16 protein-coding genes are annotated in these 17,054 nt (G+C 38.9%); 9 read left to right on the top strand and 7 right to left on the bottom strand.

What is annotated here, in order from left to right:
- Positions 1-13 precede the first annotated feature (13 nt).
- The 4 genes from BANVL01_RS10990 to BANVL01_RS27760 all read right to left on the bottom strand — a co-directional run bounded on the left by BANVL01_RS10990 (position 14) and on the right by BANVL01_RS27760 (position 1,914).
- Positions 14-220, bottom strand: a complete 207-nt coding sequence (locus BANVL01_RS10990; RefSeq protein ID WP_066089153.1) for a DUF2249 domain-containing protein — start codon at positions 218-220, stop codon at positions 14-16.
- 17 nt (positions 221-237) lie between these two features.
- Positions 238-471: a DUF2249 domain-containing protein gene (locus tag BANVL01_RS10985; RefSeq protein ID WP_066089150.1), complete on the bottom strand. Its 234-nt coding sequence runs from the start codon at positions 469-471 to the stop codon at positions 238-240.
- Positions 472-502: 31 nt separating this feature from the next.
- Positions 503-1,195: a Crp/Fnr family transcriptional regulator gene (locus tag BANVL01_RS10980; protein ID WP_066089147.1), complete on the bottom strand. Its 693-nt coding sequence runs from the start codon at positions 1,193-1,195 to the stop codon at positions 503-505.
- 566 nt (positions 1,196-1,761) lie between these two features.
- A complete protein-coding gene (locus tag BANVL01_RS27760) occupies positions 1,762-1,914 on the bottom strand; it encodes a hypothetical protein (RefSeq protein ID WP_169803168.1) in 153 nt (50 codons plus the stop codon).
- Positions 1,915-2,030: 116 nt separating this feature from the next.
- On the opposite strand from BANVL01_RS27760, the gene BANVL01_RS10975 reads away from it, so the two are divergent.
- The 3 genes from BANVL01_RS10975 to BANVL01_RS10965 all read left to right on the top strand — a co-directional run bounded on the left by BANVL01_RS10975 (position 2,031) and on the right by BANVL01_RS10965 (position 4,888).
- Positions 2,031-2,264 carry a DUF2249 domain-containing protein gene (locus BANVL01_RS10975; protein ID WP_066089144.1) on the top strand — a complete coding sequence of 78 codons (234 nt, stop codon included), beginning with the start codon at positions 2,031-2,033 and terminating at the stop codon, positions 2,262-2,264.
- A 204-nt stretch (positions 2,265-2,468) separates the two neighbouring features.
- Positions 2,469-3,971 (top strand): carboxypeptidase M32, encoded by a 1,503-nt coding sequence (locus BANVL01_RS10970; protein ID WP_066089141.1) that lies wholly within the window; start codon positions 2,469-2,471, stop codon positions 3,969-3,971.
- On the top strand, positions 3,968-4,888 hold the full coding sequence (locus BANVL01_RS10965) for a DMT family transporter (protein WP_066089138.1): 921 nt from the start codon (positions 3,968-3,970) through the stop codon (positions 4,886-4,888). The genes BANVL01_RS10970 and BANVL01_RS10965 overlap by 4 nt, the downstream gene beginning before the upstream one ends.
- A gap of 18 nt (positions 4,889-4,906) precedes the next feature.
- Here the strand turns inward: BANVL01_RS10965 and BANVL01_RS10960 are convergent, their stop codons facing one another.
- The 3 genes from BANVL01_RS10960 to BANVL01_RS10950 are packed head-to-tail and all read right to left on the bottom strand — an operon-like array spanning position 4,907 to position 7,219.
- Positions 4,907-6,574 carry a b(o/a)3-type cytochrome-c oxidase subunit 1 gene (locus tag BANVL01_RS10960; RefSeq protein WP_066089135.1) on the bottom strand — a complete coding sequence of 556 codons (1,668 nt, stop codon included), beginning with the start codon at positions 6,572-6,574 and terminating at the stop codon, positions 4,907-4,909.
- On the bottom strand, positions 6,574-7,050 hold the full coding sequence (locus tag BANVL01_RS10955) for a cytochrome c oxidase subunit II (protein WP_066089132.1): 477 nt from the start codon (positions 7,048-7,050) through the stop codon (positions 6,574-6,576). The genes BANVL01_RS10960 and BANVL01_RS10955 overlap by 1 nt, the downstream gene beginning before the upstream one ends.
- Positions 7,051-7,069: 19 nt before the next feature.
- A complete protein-coding gene (locus tag BANVL01_RS10950) occupies positions 7,070-7,219 on the bottom strand; it encodes a cytochrome c oxidase subunit 2A (protein WP_066089129.1) in 150 nt (49 codons plus the stop codon).
- 342 nt (positions 7,220-7,561) lie between these two features.
- On the opposite strand from BANVL01_RS10950, the gene BANVL01_RS10945 reads away from it, so the two are divergent.
- The 6 genes from BANVL01_RS10945 to BANVL01_RS10920 all read left to right on the top strand — a co-directional run bounded on the left by BANVL01_RS10945 (position 7,562) and on the right by BANVL01_RS10920 (position 16,968).
- Entirely contained in the window at positions 7,562-8,236 is a 675-nt protein-coding gene (locus BANVL01_RS10945) for an IS607 family transposase (RefSeq protein ID WP_066089128.1), read from the top strand.
- Positions 8,190-9,731: an IS200/IS605 family accessory protein TnpB-related protein gene (locus BANVL01_RS10940; RefSeq protein ID WP_066089124.1), complete on the top strand. Its 1,542-nt coding sequence runs from the start codon at positions 8,190-8,192 to the stop codon at positions 9,729-9,731. Before BANVL01_RS10945 ends, BANVL01_RS10940 begins: the two co-directional genes overlap by 47 nt.
- 740 nt (positions 9,732-10,471) lie before the next feature.
- Positions 10,472-11,560, top strand: coding sequence for a type III polyketide synthase (locus BANVL01_RS10935; protein WP_066089120.1), 1,089 nt, complete (start codon positions 10,472-10,474; stop codon positions 11,558-11,560).
- The gene (locus tag BANVL01_RS10930; RefSeq protein WP_066089117.1) at positions 11,561-12,130 is read left to right on the top strand and encodes an isoprenylcysteine carboxyl methyltransferase family protein; all 570 of its coding nucleotides are present in this window, start codon (positions 11,561-11,563) and stop codon (positions 12,128-12,130) included.
- A 326-nt stretch (positions 12,131-12,456) separates the two neighbouring features.
- The gene (locus BANVL01_RS10925) at positions 12,457-16,125 is read left to right on the top strand and encodes a dynamin family protein (RefSeq protein WP_066089114.1); all 3,669 of its coding nucleotides are present in this window, start codon (positions 12,457-12,459) and stop codon (positions 16,123-16,125) included.
- 15 nt (positions 16,126-16,140) lie between these two features.
- Entirely contained in the window at positions 16,141-16,968 is an 828-nt protein-coding gene (locus BANVL01_RS10920; protein ID WP_066089111.1) for a sulfurtransferase, read from the top strand.
- Positions 16,969-17,054 lie beyond the last annotated feature (86 nt).

The raw sequence follows: 17,054 nt of genomic DNA, 5'->3' as shown, positions 1-17,054 counted from the left end.
GCTGTTCACCTTCTTAGCGAAAAATTTCAATCTTAAAACTTCCATCTTCTTGGGGTCCTGTTCGCTGCTGATAGCCCAGTTCTTCAAGCTGCTCGTAAAGAAACATGGGCCTTCGGTTATTAATAATCGTCAAAACCTCGTTTTCACCAAGCGTTTCCAAGGCAGCTAACGTTCTCATCATCGGCTGTGGCGGCTCTAATCCGCGATTATCTAAAATCATTCGAAATCACCTTTCTTCTACGCTTTTTTCGTAAACGTTACCTTCCAATGCTTTTTATCCAGTTCTTCTTCTTCATGGGTAAATCCTTTTGCTTTTAGCACAGCGAAAAGCGGGACAGGTTTAAATGGTGCATGGAGGATAAAGATATCATTTGCCCCAAGCTCCTTAATAGCCTCCATAATTTTTTGAAAGGGTTCGATTTTATTTTTCAAATCCTCACGTACGTCAAGTTCAATGATTCTCTGTTCCATCTGCTAACATCTCCTCTTATTTATTATCGCTTTAATAGAAAAGCTCTTGTTGCAACGCCTCACGGTTGATTAGGTAAAACCCTGCTTGGTCCTGTGTAATATACTCTTTTTTCTTAACATGATTGATTGCCCTGCTGACCGTTTCCCTGGAAGTGCCAATCATATTGGCTAATTCTCGATTGGTGAACTGGGTTGTCAACTTATATTTTGCTCCCGTCTTTTCACCGTTCGATTTACAAAGTCTGATAAGCAGTAAAATAATTTGTTCATACGTATTATGGAGAACTTGCGCTTCCAGCCTTCCTTGGAGGTCAACGATCTTTTCGCCCAACACTTTAAATAGCTTTATGCAAAGTTCGGGGTAGGAAATAAGGATTTCTTCAAATTTATCAATTGGAATGACGATGAGATTGGCATCTTCCATCACTTCCGCATGTGCCGGGAAATTCCCTTTTCGAAAAAATCCAGCATGTGGGAACATTTCTCCAGGTTCAAGGACGGAGATCAATTGTTCTTTGCCTGATTGATCCGTTTTATAAATTTTGATTTTTCCACTATGAATAAAGAATACTCGGTCGAGAAGGTCATCCTGCATAAACACATACATCTTCTGTTTATAAAAACGCGTTTGAGCAATTCTTACGAACGGTGTAAGTTCTTCCGCAGACAATTCCTTGAAGATTGGTACATCGGACAACCTTTTAATAATGTCCTCTTGCTTCATTAACATCACCTTCATATTAGTAATTCAATTTAGCTTCATTGTAGCAATGATTTCACACTGATAATGTGACCTCCATCATAGGTCATTCATTTTTATTGAAAATAATTCTCAATGTGACAACTTTGTGAAAAAACATTCATCTATGTGTAAACCAATACATAAAGAATATTTAAAATAAGCGGAGATTTTCCGGATAGACTGCAGAATAGAGCTCAGTTCGGGAGATATAAGCGGAGATTTTCCGATTAAGCAAAGCAAAACTACTCATTTTCACGTTTTTCAAGTCAATAGTCGGAATCCTTCCGTCTATTTTGCTATTTTCAGAGCAATTTTCTAATTAAGAGAAATTTCTCCGCTTATTTATCAAACTCGCTTTAGCATCTAATGAACTTACGAGTGGTTTTGTGAAAAAAAGAAAATTTTAAAAAAGGCTTAGAGATATTTGCATCTCTAAGCCTTTTTGACTGTGAAATATACTGTGAATTAGGGTGTGAAGTTTACGTGATTTGCTATATGATTTGGTCAGCGATTTACCGTATTGCAGCTCACAAGAAAACCCGCAAAGTTCAGCTTTGCGGGTTTTCATCTTTTTTGGCCAATTTCTCATAGCATTCAAAGCAATAATTCTCTTTTTCTTCGGTAATGACACCATTAAAGAAGCCATCCAAACAATAAATCTCTTTATCGCAGCTCTTACAAGTTCCAATTAGTTCCCGCATATTCATACCCCCTGTATTAACAAAATCATCTTTAAAGTGTGATACCACGCACTAAGTGTAAGACAATGTTTCCTTATAATGAAGGGGAAGTTAACAAACCAAAAGGAGTGATAATAATGCAAACTTATGCAAAGGTTATCAATGTACCAGATTTCCCGCCACGTGAAAAACATCCAACCATCTTTAACGGTTTTGACGAATTAGCCTCTGGCGAGACAATGATGATTGTCAATGACCATGATCCAAGACCGCTTTTATATCAGTTCATGATGGAAAGACCTGAACAATTTTCTTGGGAATACCTAGAAGAAGGTCCGGAAACCTGGAAAGTGGCAATCAGCAAAAAGTAATTAGTCATCTAAGATATGTAAAAACTCTTAAACACTTAACTCTCTCTAATATTTACATGAATATTATTTTTCCAAGAAACATCCTCTTTTCCCTATAAATATATTTTACAACAGAAATTTATTTCTGTTGTCTTTTTTATTTCTCCGCCTTTCTACTTTTCTGAAAAGTATGATAAAATTTGGTTATAAAAAGGGGGAACTTCGATGAATGTCACTCAGTTTGAAAAAGAGTTCTTGGAATATGTGAAAAAAATGTCTGCCTATAATGAAGCATTAGGACTAATTTATTGGGACTTAAGAACAGGAGCACCTAAGCAGGGGGCGGCGCAAAGGTCCGAAGTAATTGGAATGTTATCATCAGAAGTCTTTAAAATGTCTACTTCTGAAGAAATGGCAGCATACATAGCTAATTTATCCAAACAGCAAATGTCCGAAACGACCAGGAAAATTCTTGAAGAATGCAAAAAAGAATATGATCGAAATAAGAAAATTCCTGCCGAAGAATACAAAGAGTTTGTTATCCTCCAATCTAGGGCAGAAACTGTTTGGGAGGAAGCAAAGGAAAAAGCTGATTTTGCTTTGTTTAGCCCCTACTTAGAGAAGCTGGTAGCCATGACAAAACAGTTCGTCAGCTATTGGGGCCATGAAAAAAATAAGTATGATGTGTTATTAGATATGTACGAACCTGGAATGACAATGGACGTTTTGGATCAAGTTTTTGGTGAACTAAGAGAAAAAATTGTCCCTTTGGTCAAACAGATTGCAGAATCTGCTCAAAAACCTAAAACGGATTTTCTATTTGAAGAATTTCCAAAGGAAAATCAACGCGAATTCAGTTTAAAAATCCTAGAGAAAATGGGGTATAACTTCAATGCAGGCAGACTGGATGAAACGGTTCATCCATTTGCCACCGGCTTAAATCCTGGTGATGTCCGCGTAACAACGAATTATGATGAAACTGATTTCCGAACAGCCGTTTTTGGTACGATTCATGAAGGCGGTCATGCCCTATACGAACAAAATGTTTCCAAGGACTTGATTGGGACACCGCTTTGCTCAGGAACGTCAACGGGGATTCATGAATCACAATCCCTTTTCTATGAAAATATCGTAGGAAGAAGTTTTTCATTTTGGCAAAACAACTATGAACTGTTAAAAACATATGCAAGCGGTCAGTTTGATCAAGTGGAAATGGAAGACTTTTACCGGGCGGTTAATGAATCCAAGCCATCCTTCATTCGAATTGAAGCAGATGAATTAACCTATCCGCTCCATGTCATTATTCGCTATGAAATTGAAAAAGGGTTATTTAATGATGAAATCGAGGTCAACGATCTTCCTAGAATTTGGAATGATATGTATGAAGAGTACTTAGGAATTCGTCCTGAAAATAATGCACAGGGTGTTCTTCAGGATGTCCATTGGGCCGGAGGCAGTTTTGGCTATTTCCCTTCATACGCCCTAGGTTATATGTATGCAGCTCAATTTAAGCATAAAATGCTCGAGGAGCTTCCAAATTTTGATCAATTAGTAGCGGAAGGTGATTTACTTCCAATTAAGGATTGGCTGACAGAAAAAATCCATCGCTTTGGAAAAATGAAAAAGCCGCTGGAAATATTAAACGATGTAACAGGTGAAGGTTTAAATGCTAAATATTTAATTGATTACCTTTATGAGAAATACGGAAAGGTTTATCAGTTGAAGTGAAGAAAACCATTCCCATTGTTCTAATCGCCTTTAGTGCAGCATTATGGGGAATCATCGCTATTTTTGTTAGAAAATTAACGAGCCTTGGTCTTACTCCGATGGAAATTGTTGCTGTCAGAGTAGTGACAGCAGCTGTTTTACTAACGTTAATTGGAATCGTAAAATACCGGGGTCATTTGAAAATAAGCCTCACTGATGTTCCGTTATTTATTGGTACGGGGATATGCAGTATTGTTTTATTTAACTGGTGCTATTTTTCGGCCATTAATCAAATGAATTTATCGATTGCCGTGATATTATTATATACTGCTCCAGCGTTTGTCACCGTCTTATCCTATTTTTTTCTAAAGGAAAAAATGGATTCCGTAAAACTTATTTCGGTCACAGGAACAATCTTAGGCTGCGTTTTGATTGCCGGAATTAGTGTGACCGATACTGCCACAATCAGTGCCGCAGGCCTGCTAACAGGGCTTGGTGCTGGTTTCGGCTACGCACTTTACAGTATATTTGGTAAATTTGCCTTGAAAAAATATTCACCATTTACCGTTACACTTTACACTTTTATTGTTGCGGCGGTTACCTTGCTTCCGATAACCGGACTGTGGAGGAAGGGGAGTGTGCTTGTCTCCGGAGACGTTCTCCTATATGGAATTGGTCTCGGGCTGTTTCCTACCGTCATTGCTTACTTATGCTATACAAAAGGGCTTGAGAAGGTAGAAAGCAGTAAAGCGGCTATCATTGCTACGGTCGAACCTGTCATCGCAACGCTATTAAGTGTTTTACTCTATGGAGAGGGTTTTGGGATAATCCAAGCTATCGGATCATCTATCATCCTATTATCTGTATTATTGATTAATCTTCCTAAAGGGTCTTTTAGTAAAATACAAAAGGAAAAGGCTTCAATCGACTTAGATTGAAGCCTTTCCCTTTTCAAATTACCACTTACTCCATGTCTGGAATCCCTTAGAGCCTGGTGGTGCATTTTGGATGATATCGATAAACGGTATCGTGTAAGCGAAAAGAATGAGCGCTGCAGTAATGCCAAGCCATAATTTCCAGTTTTCAAACACCATTGGTGCTTTTTCTTCAGGGTTCTCTGCTTCAGCAACCGGGAATTCCTCTTCCCCTTTAGGAGCAAAGAAAGCTAGATTTACAAAAATGATTAAGACGAGAATAATACCAAGGAATAAAATCGTCCCGCCAACAGCTTGGGCAATTTGGTAAGGAATCCATTCTGCCGCTTGCTCGGAACCGCCGTAAGTGGAGAAAGCAGAACGTCTTGGTCCGCCAAGCAGCCCTTGGATATGCATTGACCCGGACATGAAGACCATCCCAATGAACCAAACCCATGCCTGAATAATCGCTAATTTATTCATTGCTTTTGTTAATCTACGTCCTGTTAAATGCGGAACTAACCAGTATGAAATTCCAAAGAACGTTAACACAACCGATGTTGCTGCTGTTAAATGGAAGTGACCAGTAATCCAAATCGTGTTATGCACGACTTGGTCCATTTGGTTGGAAGCATTGATAATACCACCTGCACCGGCAGGAATAAATGCAGCCATGCCAATGAAAGGAACGATAAAACGGGCATCGCCCCATGGAAGTACTCTAAACCAGCCAAACAAACCTGTTGCGCCCTTGCTGCGTCCATATCTCTCAAATGTTGCGAATAGAGAGAACGCCGTCATTAATGATGGGATCACAACCATGAAAGTAAGGATTACCTGGAAGAACTTCCAAGCTGGATCAATTCCCGGCTCTGTTAATTGGTGGTGGAAACCAACCGGAATCGAGAAGAGCAGGAACAGGATAAACGATAAACGTGCCAGTGAATCTGAGAAAATTTTTCCGCCAATAATTTTAGGAATAATCGCATACCAACACATGTACGCTGGCAGTAACCAGAAATACACTAATGGGTGGCCAAAATACCAGAACAATGTACGGCTGACTAGGACATCAACAGTATCAACTAAACCAAGTGACCAAGGAAGTAATTGGAATAAAACCGTAGCAGCAACACCCAGTGTCGCTACAATCCACATAACCGTATTGATTACTGCCATAAAACTTAGTAATGGACTTGGTTGACCAGGATTATTTTTACGCCATCTAGCATATGTCATGATTTGTGCTGCACCGTCAATCCAGCTGCCGACAATCACAAAGGTTAAACCTAAATAGAAAATCCAATGAGCCTTAAGCGGTGCATAAAATGTATAAAGTACGGATGCTTCTTTAAGTAAGACCATCGTAGCGGCCATTAATGTACCGACTAGCATGACCCAAAAGCCAATCCAGCCCGCCCGTCTAGCGGCGCTCGAATGTCCACCGGTTGTTCGGCTCACCGCCGCATATTGAAATCCCATAATAAAGAAAGTAGTTAAAACCAGACCCATTAATACACCATGGACTGTTAAGATTTGATAATAATCAATTCCCCATGGAAGCTCCCATTTGCCGGAACGGACAAGAGTTTGCAGGAGCCCCATTAATCCGCCAAGAGCAAGCGCCGAAAAGGCAACAAAAAAGTGTGCCATGGAAAGCTTTGCATCACGCGGGTCAACTTTTACTTTTGCAGCTGTAGAAGTAATCATTATTTTACCACCTCAATCTTTGAGAACATTAAATGGTGTCCAGCACCACAGTATTCGTTACAAACAATTAAAAATTCGCCTGCTTTGTCAAATGTTGTTGTATATTCACTGATATAGCCAGGTTCAAGCATCATATTAATATTTGTTCCGGCTACTTCAAAGCCGTGTATAACATCCTTTGTCGTAGCAATAACTTTAACCTTCGCCCCAAGCGGGACTTCTACTTGTGCTGGAGTATAAGAGAAAGCTGATGCGACATAGACTAATTCATAATCCCATGCTTTCCCATCCACTTTATGTAGGCCTGGTTCATTAAATGGTTTTTCTTGACCGACCGTTTCCGGATTAACGGTGGTTAAACAGCTTGGCGGCTTATTGCCAAGATAGAAGGCACTAACCCCAACGACTGTCAAAAAAATGACCAGGCAGCTAATCCCGAAAATCAGCCAAATTTTTTCTAATTTATGCATGTGCATAATTTTCCCCCCTAAAAAGTTAAAAACGATCTACGAATAGGTAATAAACACTTACCCATGTGACAATGATAAAGATTCCCAAAAAGAAAACGGATGCTAATGTCCCTTTGAGAGAAGAGCGATCTTCCATCTCTGTTTTTTGATTTGTTTTCAGAACCGTTTTTGCCATCCCCAAGACTCCCTTCCGAAAATTAAAAATTAATTAAATTAGTTCTCTTTCATCATACAAAACAATCGTGAAAGTAAAATACTAAATTTGTAAGTTCACAAATTGTTCATTCCTTAGATATGTACTATGGTAATGGTAAAAACTTGATGTAACAGTGATTTATATCACAATTAGCAGGGCGTAAATGTGAATAAAATGTGAACAATCACACCTTACCTGTGATAAAAGTAATTGATAAAAACTTCACATACATTAAAATCCTAATTTTTTAAGGGTTATCAGCAGTTTTCAAAAATATAGACATTAATGGACATACACTGTTTTTGATGTTAAAGTAATATTATGGAAAAGTTATTTAGGATGAATGAGGCTGCAAAAATTTTAGGTGTAACAGTCAAAACACTGCAACGTTGGGATCATTCCGGCAAAGTTACCTTTGTTCGCACTCCCAAAGGGCAAAGAAGATTGCCAGAAAGCGAGATTAATAGATTAATTGGAAACGATGCTGACAAAGAAAGTGAAAAGAACTTAGTCATTTATGCCCGTGTTTCATCACATGAACAAAAAACGAAAGGAGATTTACAACGACAGATTGACTTTATCAAACGTAATATAGATTTGAACTCCTATAGGCAGGTAACGGTAATCGAGGATGTGGGTTCAGGACTAAATGACAAACGAAAGGGACTTGTCAAAATCATGAAACTCGCAGAAGCTGGATTAATAACAGACCTTGCTATACGATACCGTGACCGACTTACCCGATTTGGGTTTGATTACTTGGAAACTTATTTTGAAAGCTACCAGGTTACATTACATATTTTAGATGACCAAACAGATGAAAAACCGCCTCAAGAAGAGCTTGTGGATGATTTAATTGCCATTATTACCAGCTTTTCAGGGAAACTTTATGGGATTCGAAGCCACAAAAATAAGATGGTAGAAGAAAAGGTAAAGGAGGTTTTGGAAGATGTTGCAAACCTACCAAACGAAACTGCCGACCATTCCACTACATAATGGTCTCTCGTCGGATGGTTATCTCCAAGAATATGCGGCGTATTTTGGCAGACTGGAGCGAAAGCTGTTTGTGCAATCTCATGTCAAAGGGGCTGCCTCTTCCAGCCTCAAAAAGACTTTCATGATACAATTCGGAATTACTGCCAGGCAATTTAACTCTATTAGAATGCAGCTGGATGGAAAGGTCTCTTCTTTTATTGAAAAAAGAAAGCTGGATATTCAAGAGCTAAGGTCTAAAACAAAGTACTTGCAAAAGGTAATTGACAAGAAAACCTCGCAAAAAGAACATATACATCAAAAACTTCAAATGATTCCGCAAAACAATCCATCCTTTATAAAAATGGTGAAAAGATACCGCAACATTAAGTTCTATCTTCATCAAAAGAAGCGAAGGCTGAGAAATCTTAGTCAAAAATTAGAAAAACTAGAGTTGGACGTTAAAAATAAAACGATCCGTATCTGCTTTGGTTCAAAAAAGCTGTTCCATAAACAATTTCATTTAGAAGAAAATCAATATAAGCGCCATCAAGAATGGCGAAATGACTGGCTCGAAGCTCGAAGCGGACAATTTTTAGTGATTGGATCAAAAGATGAAACTTATGGAAACCAAACCGCCACTTATGATCTTAAAAATACACTAAGATTACGTGTTGCCAATCATTTCACAGACACATTTGGAAAGTATATTGAATTTCCTTCTGTCACCTTCCCCTACGGCCAGGAGTGGATTGACAAGGCGAAGGTTCCTAGTATGGGCTTTACGCGAAGCGGACGCCCGCAAAAATACTATTCTTCCATTACCTATCGTTTTTTGAATCGGGAAAAAGGCTGGTATGTCAACGCAACCGTTGAAAGAGAAACCCCACGTGTTGGAACTTCTAATGTCAATGGATTAATTGGTGTTGATCTAAATGCTGGATTTCTTGCGATTAGTGAAATTGACAGATTCGGTAATCCGATTCATAGCTGGACAATAAAAGCCCCTATGTATAGCAGAAGAAAAGAGCAAGTACTCGCTTCCATGAGTGATGCCGTAAAAACGGTTCTAGATTACGCAGTGTTGGTTCATAAAGATGTCGTGATTGAAAAGCTGGATTTTTCAAAGAAAAAGACACAGCTTCGAGAAATGGGCCCTTCCTATGCCCGGATGCTTTCCGGCTTTGCTTACTCCACGTTTCAACAATTGGTGGAGTCAAAGGCGGGGAAGGCAGGAGTAAAAATCAAACGAGTCAACCCAGCCTATACCAGCCAAATCGGGCAAATGAAATTTATGGCACGGTATGGCCTCAGTTCTCACCAAGCAGCAGCCTGCATGATTGCAAGGCGCGGTTATCATTTCAAGACGGAAAAGCCAAAATATGATACGATTCTATCCTTTCCGAAGAACTTTGATAAACATCAATCCAACTTTAGTAATTGGAGAACCATTACTAACCACTTGAAAAAGGCATATTTTTTTCACGATAAAATTGAACTGTTTAAAGCAGATATTTAGGTATGAAAATTGGAGCAACGCTTCCTTTTTACCTGCAAGGAAGAAAAGGACCACGTACTCCAATTTGTGTTGTATTACATGTTTTACCAGCGTGGCTAACAGCCTTTCTAGAGTATCAAAAGAATCCTGTGCCGTGTAAATGGCATTGCGACGGGAACGATAAAGTTTATAGAAGTTGACAGACTTTTTTGGACGGATGTTCCCATTCTGGAATTAGGGCGTGATTCCCTAACGCAATTCGCAAAAAACACTGTTCGTTTTGCGTGCTAAACGAATAATTATTTGTTTAGAACATGTAGATTTCTTTATGTACAAAGATGTCTATGTTTTTAGGAACGGTAGTCACATTTCAAAATAGTTAAAATATAATAAAAATAAATGTCCTATTTTCCTTCAGAAATGAGTGTGTTTTTGTGGAGAAGTATTATTGTGAAAAATGCCGGCTCCTATATAATGAAGCAGCAATCTGTAAAATTTGCGGGTTAGTTGCGGGAAATAAAATAAAAATCGAAGTGCAAAAACAATCAGAAAAATAATCAGTTAGGGTCTTAAAAAAACACTGGAAAAGATTGTGTAATGATGTGTTGTAAAATCCGCGCTATAATTGAAGTGCACAACAACAACAACCTTCAAAACGTTTGCTTCCCTACTCGGGGAGCTTTTTTTTGTCTATTGAGCCTTATGAATAATATATGGTAAATTGGTAAAAATACCCTTACGACTATTGAAGGAGTATGATGATGCCTACGATTATTTCAGTTGCAGAGGTTATTCCTCCATATGAAATTAACCAAGATCAAGCGTCGCAATTTGCCAGAGAGCTTTTTGCTGAATCATTTAAAGATATTGAGAGACTATTGAAGGCCTTCCAAAATGGACAAATCGAAAAAAGACATTTTGTGAAAGGTCTAGAATGGTTTAAAGAGAACCATTCTTTTGAAGAGAAGAACCATGCTTATATAGAGTCTGCGGTTAAACTAGGAGCAGAAGCGATTGTCAAATGCTTACACAATCAAGACTTTCTTAAGATGCCGATTGCTTACGAAGAGGTCGAGGCCATTTTTTTCATTTCATCTAGCGGCATCTCAACACCTAGTATTGAAGCGAGAATTATGAATCAATTGCCTTTTAATCCGCATACGAAAAGGATACCGATTTGGGGGCTGGGCTGTGCAGGAGGGGCTGCCGGGTTATCAAGGGCTTATGAATATTGTTTGGCTTACCCTATGGCAAAAGTCCTTGTTCTGTCTGTCGAGCTTTGCAGCTTGACGTTTCAGAAGAATGACCTTTCGAAAAGTAATTTGATTGGAACTTCTCTTTTTGCTGATGGGGTTGCCTGTGCATTGGTTTGTGGTGATGATGTAAACCATAAGGATATTTGCAAGAAGGGATTGTCACCATTCATCATCGCCACCCAATCAACCCTCATGCCTGATTCTTTGGACGTGATGGGCTGGGAAATAAGAAATACAGGCTTATTTGTCCTTTTCTCTCGTGATATTCCCCATATTGTCGAGGACTGGCTTAGGCCGAATGTTAAGGGATTTTTAGACGAATATGAAATCGAGCTGGAACAAATCGACTGCTTTATTGCCCATCCCGGTGGAAAAAAAGTCATCGATTCTTACGTGAAGGCGTTAGATATCCCAGCTTCCATGACTGAGGTATCGCTTGAAGTTTTAAAGCAGTTTGGAAACATGTCTTCGGCAACTATTCTTTATGTGCTGCGGAGATATATGGAGATGGACATTCCTAAGGGCGCAATTGGACTTGGAACCGCTCTTGGTCCGGGATTTAGTTCAGAATTACTTCTATTGAGGTGGATGTAAATGGATAATTTTCTTCCATTTGTTTTATTAATTGGTTTCATCGCCATTCAGCGTATTGTGGAACTTTTTATCGCCAAAAATAATGAAATATGGATGAAACGGCAGGGAGCCGTAGAATTTGGTAACAAGCACTATAAGTATATGGTCTTCATGCACCTGCTCTTTTTCGTCACACTTTGTTCCGAAAAAATTTTATTAAATCGCGGACTATCACCGATATGGCCAATATTTCTAGCTATTTTTATCCTTGCGCAGTTCATAAGAGGCTGGGCTATTTCCTCACTCGGAAAGAATTGGAATACGAAAATACTTGTCTTAAAGCATGGGCTGGTAATCAGAAAAGGGCCATACCGCTTTTTAAAGCATCCTAATTATTTTGTGGTAACGACGGAGCTGCTTGTCTTACCATTGCTGTTTAATGCCTTCTATACGGCGATGCTGTTTACGATTTTAAACTTCATAATCCTATCAATCCGGATACCTCAGGAAGAAAAAGCGCTTAGAATGTTAACGGAATATGACGAAGTCTTTCAAGACTGCCATCGGTTTATCCCAAGGATTGTTAAATAAATGTGACAGATGCAATGCGAATATTGAAAATGATTATCAGTCATGCTAAAATGAAGGCAACGATGAAAATCATTCTCAGGTAGACTGATAAGGAAGGTGTTACATATGGCGTTTGCGTTTGTTGGTGGAACGATTATAATCTATGCATTTGTCATGAAGCACGTCTTAAAGAATGTTACCCAATAATGAATAACTAATTAATTGGCCAAGGATCCATACCTTGGCCTTTTTGCTGTTAAAAATAAAAGCTCTGTCAAGATAGGAAAAGTTTGAATTATCGTATAAAATAAAAATTATTACTACATTGTTAAGGGGAATAAATAAAAATGGTGCAAACAGCCAATCAGAATGAAACGATACAAACACTAAAACATAAAATTGTTTCGATATATGACTATTTAATCGAGCATCAAGATACAGTGCAGGCCGAAAAGGTAAAGCAGCTCGCAAGAAAGTTAGACAATAAAGAATTCCTGATTGCATTCTGCGGTCATTTTTCCGCGGGAAAATCAACAATGATTAATCAAGTAGTTGGTGAAAATTTACTGCCATCAAGCCCGATTCCGACTAGTGCAAATCTAGTGAAAGTAAAATCCGGTGAGGATTACGCCAAAGTGTTTTTTAAACATGAAAAACCGAGGCTATATTTAGCGCCCTATGATTATGAATTAGTTAAAAATTATTGCAAAGACGGGGACCAAATTGAAGAAGTAGAGATTAGCCATAGCGATTCCCATTTACCGGCTAATACAGTCATTATGGATACACCAGGTATTGATTCTGCCGATGATGCCCACCGGGTCGCAACGGAATCAGCCATCCATCTTGCTGATTTGATTTTTTATGTAATGGACTATAACCACGTTCAAGCAGAGTTGAACTTTTTATTTACAAAGGAATTGACGGAGGCGGGGAAAGAAGTTTATTTGGTTATCAACCAAATTGATAAACATAAGGATGAGGAATTAAGTTTTTCTGAGTTTCAAACCAGTGTTGTTGATTCGTTTGCCTCATGGGGTGTAAAGCCGGCAAGGATTTTTTATACTTCATTAAAGGATTCAGACCATCCATCCAATGAACTTAACGAGCTTCAAGGATTTATTGCGGAAAAATTGGCTGCAAAAGACCAATTGTTAATTCCGTCAATTTATCATTCATTAAGAAAAATTACCCAAGACCATCTTAACGAGGAAAATAGGCAGGAAGAAGAAAAGCTAGGCCCAATCCTTGAACTTCTAAATGAATTATCTGAGCAAGAAAAACAAGGATTATCCATCAACTATCAAAATATCACGGCCAATCTTAAAGTTATAAACGAAGGAACCTTAGTGAAAGAAAAGGAATTTGACGCTGAAATTGCTCAAATTATGAAAAATGCGTATCTCCTGCCGTTTCAGACAAGGGCATTAGCAGAAAGTTTTTTGGAAAGCTGCCAGCCCGAATTTAAAAGAGGCTTCCTGTTTTCTAAACAAAAAACCCAAGAGGAAAAGGAAAAACGCTTAGATAGTTTTTATCAAGATCTGCTTGAAAAAACAAGGTCACAGCTGGAGTGGCATTTGCGTGAATATCTCCTTCGAACCATAAAGGAATCGGAACTGGATCAAGCTGAGCTAATTAGCATAGCACAATCCTTTTCCATCAGCGTTCCGGTTGATGTCTTAACAAAAACAGTGAAGCCGGGTGCACGTGTCACTGGTGACTATGTTCTTCATTACACAGAGGATGTAGCCAATGAAATTAAAAGGATCGCAAGGAATCAACTTTCCGAATTTAAAGACCATTTTATCGCTGCCTTAAAAGACCAGTCGACAATCGTAAAGGAAAAGTACGAAAAGGAATTTAACAAAATCGAGAGATATGTAAAGGCATTTGCAGCGTTACAAAAGCATGAACAAACGATATTTTTAAGAGAAAAGACAATTGATGACCTGCTTATGCAATCAGTAAGCTTCGAGGAAGATGTGTATCAGCTTTTTGCGCAAGAGGAAGAGGAATTTGAGGTCATCCAATATCAAGGGGAAGCTAACTCTTCAGAGAAGAAAACAGACAATATCGATAAACCGCTTAAAGCAGCTGTTCTTGTTGAAAATTCGAGACATCAAATCCTGCCTGAAAAGAATCATTTGAAACACACAACGGAGAAGCTTCATTATGCTTCAAAATTAATAAAAGACCTCCCAGGTTTTCAAAAGCTTGCAATAGAAATAGTGGATAAAGCAGAAAGATTGGAAGACAAAGGGTTTACTGTCGCGTTATTTGGGGCCTTTAGTGCCGGAAAATCTTCGTTTGCGAATGCACTGATGGGAGAAAAGGTGCTGCCTGTATCACCCAATCCAACTACAGCTGCTATCAATAAAATTAAGCCGGTTTCTGCCAAACATCCGCATGGAACTGTTCTAGTGAAGTTTAAGGAATCAACTACCATGCTTGAGGATGTCAATCGTTCCTTAAAGGTTTTTGAATTACAGGCCAGCAACTTCGCAGAGGCTGCAAAGATCAGCGGCCAGATTCTGCTTGAGAAGGGGCAGGAAGGTGTTTTAGAGAAAACACATTATGCCTTTTTGCAGGCATTTAGCAAAGGCTCTGCCTCCTTTGTTCCATCATTAGGAACAGTCAAGGAAACAAATTTAAGCGAATTTCACGAGTTTGTTGCAATCGAGGAAAAATCATGCTTCGTTGAATGGATTGAGCTTTATTATGATTGTGAGTTAACAAGAAAAGGAATCACGCTTGTTGACACCCCGGGGGCTGATTCCATTAACGCCCGTCATACCGGCGTTGCCTTTGATTATATTAAAAACTCAGATGCGATTCTGTTTGTCACCTATTACAATCATGCCTTTTCAAAAGCAGACCGTGAATTTTTAATTCAGCTCGGCCGTGTGAAGGATTCCTTTCAAATGGATAAAATGTTCTTCCTGATCAATGCGATTGACCTTGCTGAAAATGAGGCTGAGAAGGAAACGGTAGCGGAATATGTCGAAGAGCAGCTGCTGAAATATGGGATCCGAAACCCGCATCTTTATTCGTTGTCAAGCCTGCTTGCCCTAAAAGAAAAGACGACTCCAAATCTGAATGCCGATTCTGGCATAGATACGTTTGAGCAGGCCTTTTATCAGTTTATTTCCAATGACTTAACGGAAATGGCCATTTTAGCAGCAGAAAAGGAAATGACACGTGTTCGGGAATTAGTAACCAAACTCATTCAAAGCTCTAGTGAAGATAAGGCCGTCAAAGAGCAAAAACGAACAGAGATTGAAGAGCAAAAGGCAGAACTTTTTTACGTTTTTGAAAAGCAAACCGCTGATGCCCTCCTTGGGCGAATGAACCAGGAGGCAGAAGAACTAATCTATTACATTAAGCAAAGAGTATTCTTACGGTTTGGCGATTTCTTTAAAGAGGCGTTTAATCCATCAGCCCTAAGGGATGACGGGCGTAATTTAAAAAAGGCTCTCCAAACTGCACTAGACGAATTCTTAGAAAGTTTTGGCTTTGATTTTGCGCAGGAGATGCGGGCAACAACCGTTAGAATCGACCGGTTTGTTGAAAAGCAGTTGGCTGATTATCAATCAGTTCTTATGCGCAAACTTCTTGAAATCAACCGGGATCTTTCTTTTTCTGCATTTGAAAAAAGGAAGGGAGAAGAGATTGATTTCCCAATTGCCTTTAAAGATGCCAATCAACAGCTGTTCGCGAAATCCTTATCATATTTTAAAAATCCAAAGTCTTTTTTTGAAAAAAATGACAAACAAAACATGAGTGATGAACTTACAAATGTCCTGCAGCCACTTGCTGAAGACTATTTACAGCATGAAGCAGGACGCTTGAATCGTCATTACGCTAACGAATTGTTAAACGAATTCAATCGTTTAGTAAAGCAAATGAATGAGCAGTCAGATGATTTTTATTTAAGTTTGCTTTCTGCCTTAGATGGCGGGGTTTCTCTCGAACTCTTAACTGATATACAACAAAAGCTTACGGTAGAAATCAAATAAATGGGGGGAATTTAGATGAAATATGTTAAAAACAAGGAATGGTTATTGAAAAATTTGAATGATACGAATGTAAGAATTGTCGATTGCCGATTTTCCTTAGCTGCTCCTCAAAAAAAGCATGAAGAATATCGAGAAGGCCATATTCCTGGGGCTTCCTATTTCGATTTAGAACAAGATTTGTCAGGTTCTGTTCGTGACCACGGCGGCCGACACCCGTTGCCGGATTTAGCTGAATTAGTAACGAAGCTAGAGAATGCAGGCATTAGTAATCACACAACAGTCATCGCCTATGATGACGGAGACGGTGCTTTTGCCGCCCGTTTTTGGTGGCTCCTCCAGTATCTTGGGCATGAGGATGTGTATGTGCTTGATGGAGGGTTTAATGGCTGGCTAGAAGGAAATTATCCACTGTCAACAGACATTCCTGCCTTTGAAAAGACTGAATTCCAGCCAAGCTTGAATGCTGAATTAATCGCCGCTACTGAAGAAGTGAAGGCATTCGTCAAAAATCAGCTAGATGACATAATTTTAATCGATTCACGAGAAGAGAAACGATATCTTGGATTGGAAGAACCAATTGATAAGAAAGCAGGGCATATCCCTGGTGCGATTAATAAACCATGGATGGAAGGTTTAGAAGAGGGACAATATATTCCAGCTGCGGAACAAAAACAAAGATTTGCAGATGTAGATCCAGATAAGGAAATAATTGTTTACTGCGGCTCGGGAGTAACAGCCACACCCAATTTCCTCGCCTTAAAGGAAGCGGGATTTGAAAAGGTAAAACTTTATGTTGGCAGCTTTAGCGATTGGATTTCCTACGCCGAAAATAAAATCGAATAATTTTTTGGTCCCGCTTATGTTATAATAGTACTCGTGTAGTTTTTTAGGATATTAAAAATAGGGGGCTGAAAATTGGAAAATCAAAA

It is taken from the genome of Neobacillus novalis NBRC 102450 (assembly GCF_001591805.1).
Lineage (GTDB): Bacteria > Bacillota > Bacilli > Bacillales > Cytobacillaceae > Neobacillus > Neobacillus novalis.
The sequence above is the reverse complement of the archived record's forward strand: the minus strand, read 5'-3'. Positions and strand labels throughout refer to the sequence as shown.

Bases quoted from the DNA above. Each gene is read 5' to 3' on its own strand.
- BANVL01_RS10990 (WP_066089153.1), bottom strand. From the start codon at position 220: ATGATTTTAGATAATCGCGGATTAGAGCCGCCACAGCCGATGATGAGA.
- BANVL01_RS10985 (WP_066089150.1), bottom strand. From the start codon at position 471: ATGGAACAGAGAATCATTGAACTTGACGTACGTGAGGATTTGAAAAAT.
- BANVL01_RS10980 (WP_066089147.1), bottom strand. From the start codon at position 1,195: ATGAAGCAAGAGGACATTATTAAAAGGTTGTCCGATGTACCAATCTTC.
- BANVL01_RS27760 (WP_169803168.1), bottom strand. From the start codon at position 1,914: ATGCGGGAACTAATTGGAACTTGTAAGAGCTGCGATAAAGAGATTTAT.
- BANVL01_RS10975 (WP_066089144.1), top strand. From the start codon at position 2,031: ATGCAAACTTATGCAAAGGTTATCAATGTACCAGATTTCCCGCCACGT.
- BANVL01_RS10970 (WP_066089141.1), top strand. From the start codon at position 2,469: ATGAATGTCACTCAGTTTGAAAAAGAGTTCTTGGAATATGTGAAAAAA.
- BANVL01_RS10960 (WP_066089135.1), bottom strand. From the start codon at position 6,574: ATGATTACTTCTACAGCTGCAAAAGTAAAAGTTGACCCGCGTGATGCA.
- BANVL01_RS10955 (WP_066089132.1), bottom strand. From the start codon at position 7,050: ATGCACATGCATAAATTAGAAAAAATTTGGCTGATTTTCGGGATTAGC.
- BANVL01_RS10950 (WP_066089129.1), bottom strand. From the start codon at position 7,219: ATGGCAAAAACGGTTCTGAAAACAAATCAAAAAACAGAGATGGAAGAT.
- BANVL01_RS10945 (WP_066089128.1), top strand. From the start codon at position 7,562: ATGGAAAAGTTATTTAGGATGAATGAGGCTGCAAAAATTTTAGGTGTA.
- BANVL01_RS10940 (WP_066089124.1), top strand. From the start codon at position 8,190: ATGTTGCAAACCTACCAAACGAAACTGCCGACCATTCCACTACATAAT.
- BANVL01_RS10935 (WP_066089120.1), top strand. From the start codon at position 10,472: ATGCCTACGATTATTTCAGTTGCAGAGGTTATTCCTCCATATGAAATT.
- BANVL01_RS10930 (WP_066089117.1), top strand. From the start codon at position 11,561: ATGGATAATTTTCTTCCATTTGTTTTATTAATTGGTTTCATCGCCATT.
- BANVL01_RS10925 (WP_066089114.1), top strand. From the start codon at position 12,457: ATGGTGCAAACAGCCAATCAGAATGAAACGATACAAACACTAAAACAT.
- BANVL01_RS10920 (WP_066089111.1), top strand. From the start codon at position 16,141: ATGAAATATGTTAAAAACAAGGAATGGTTATTGAAAAATTTGAATGAT.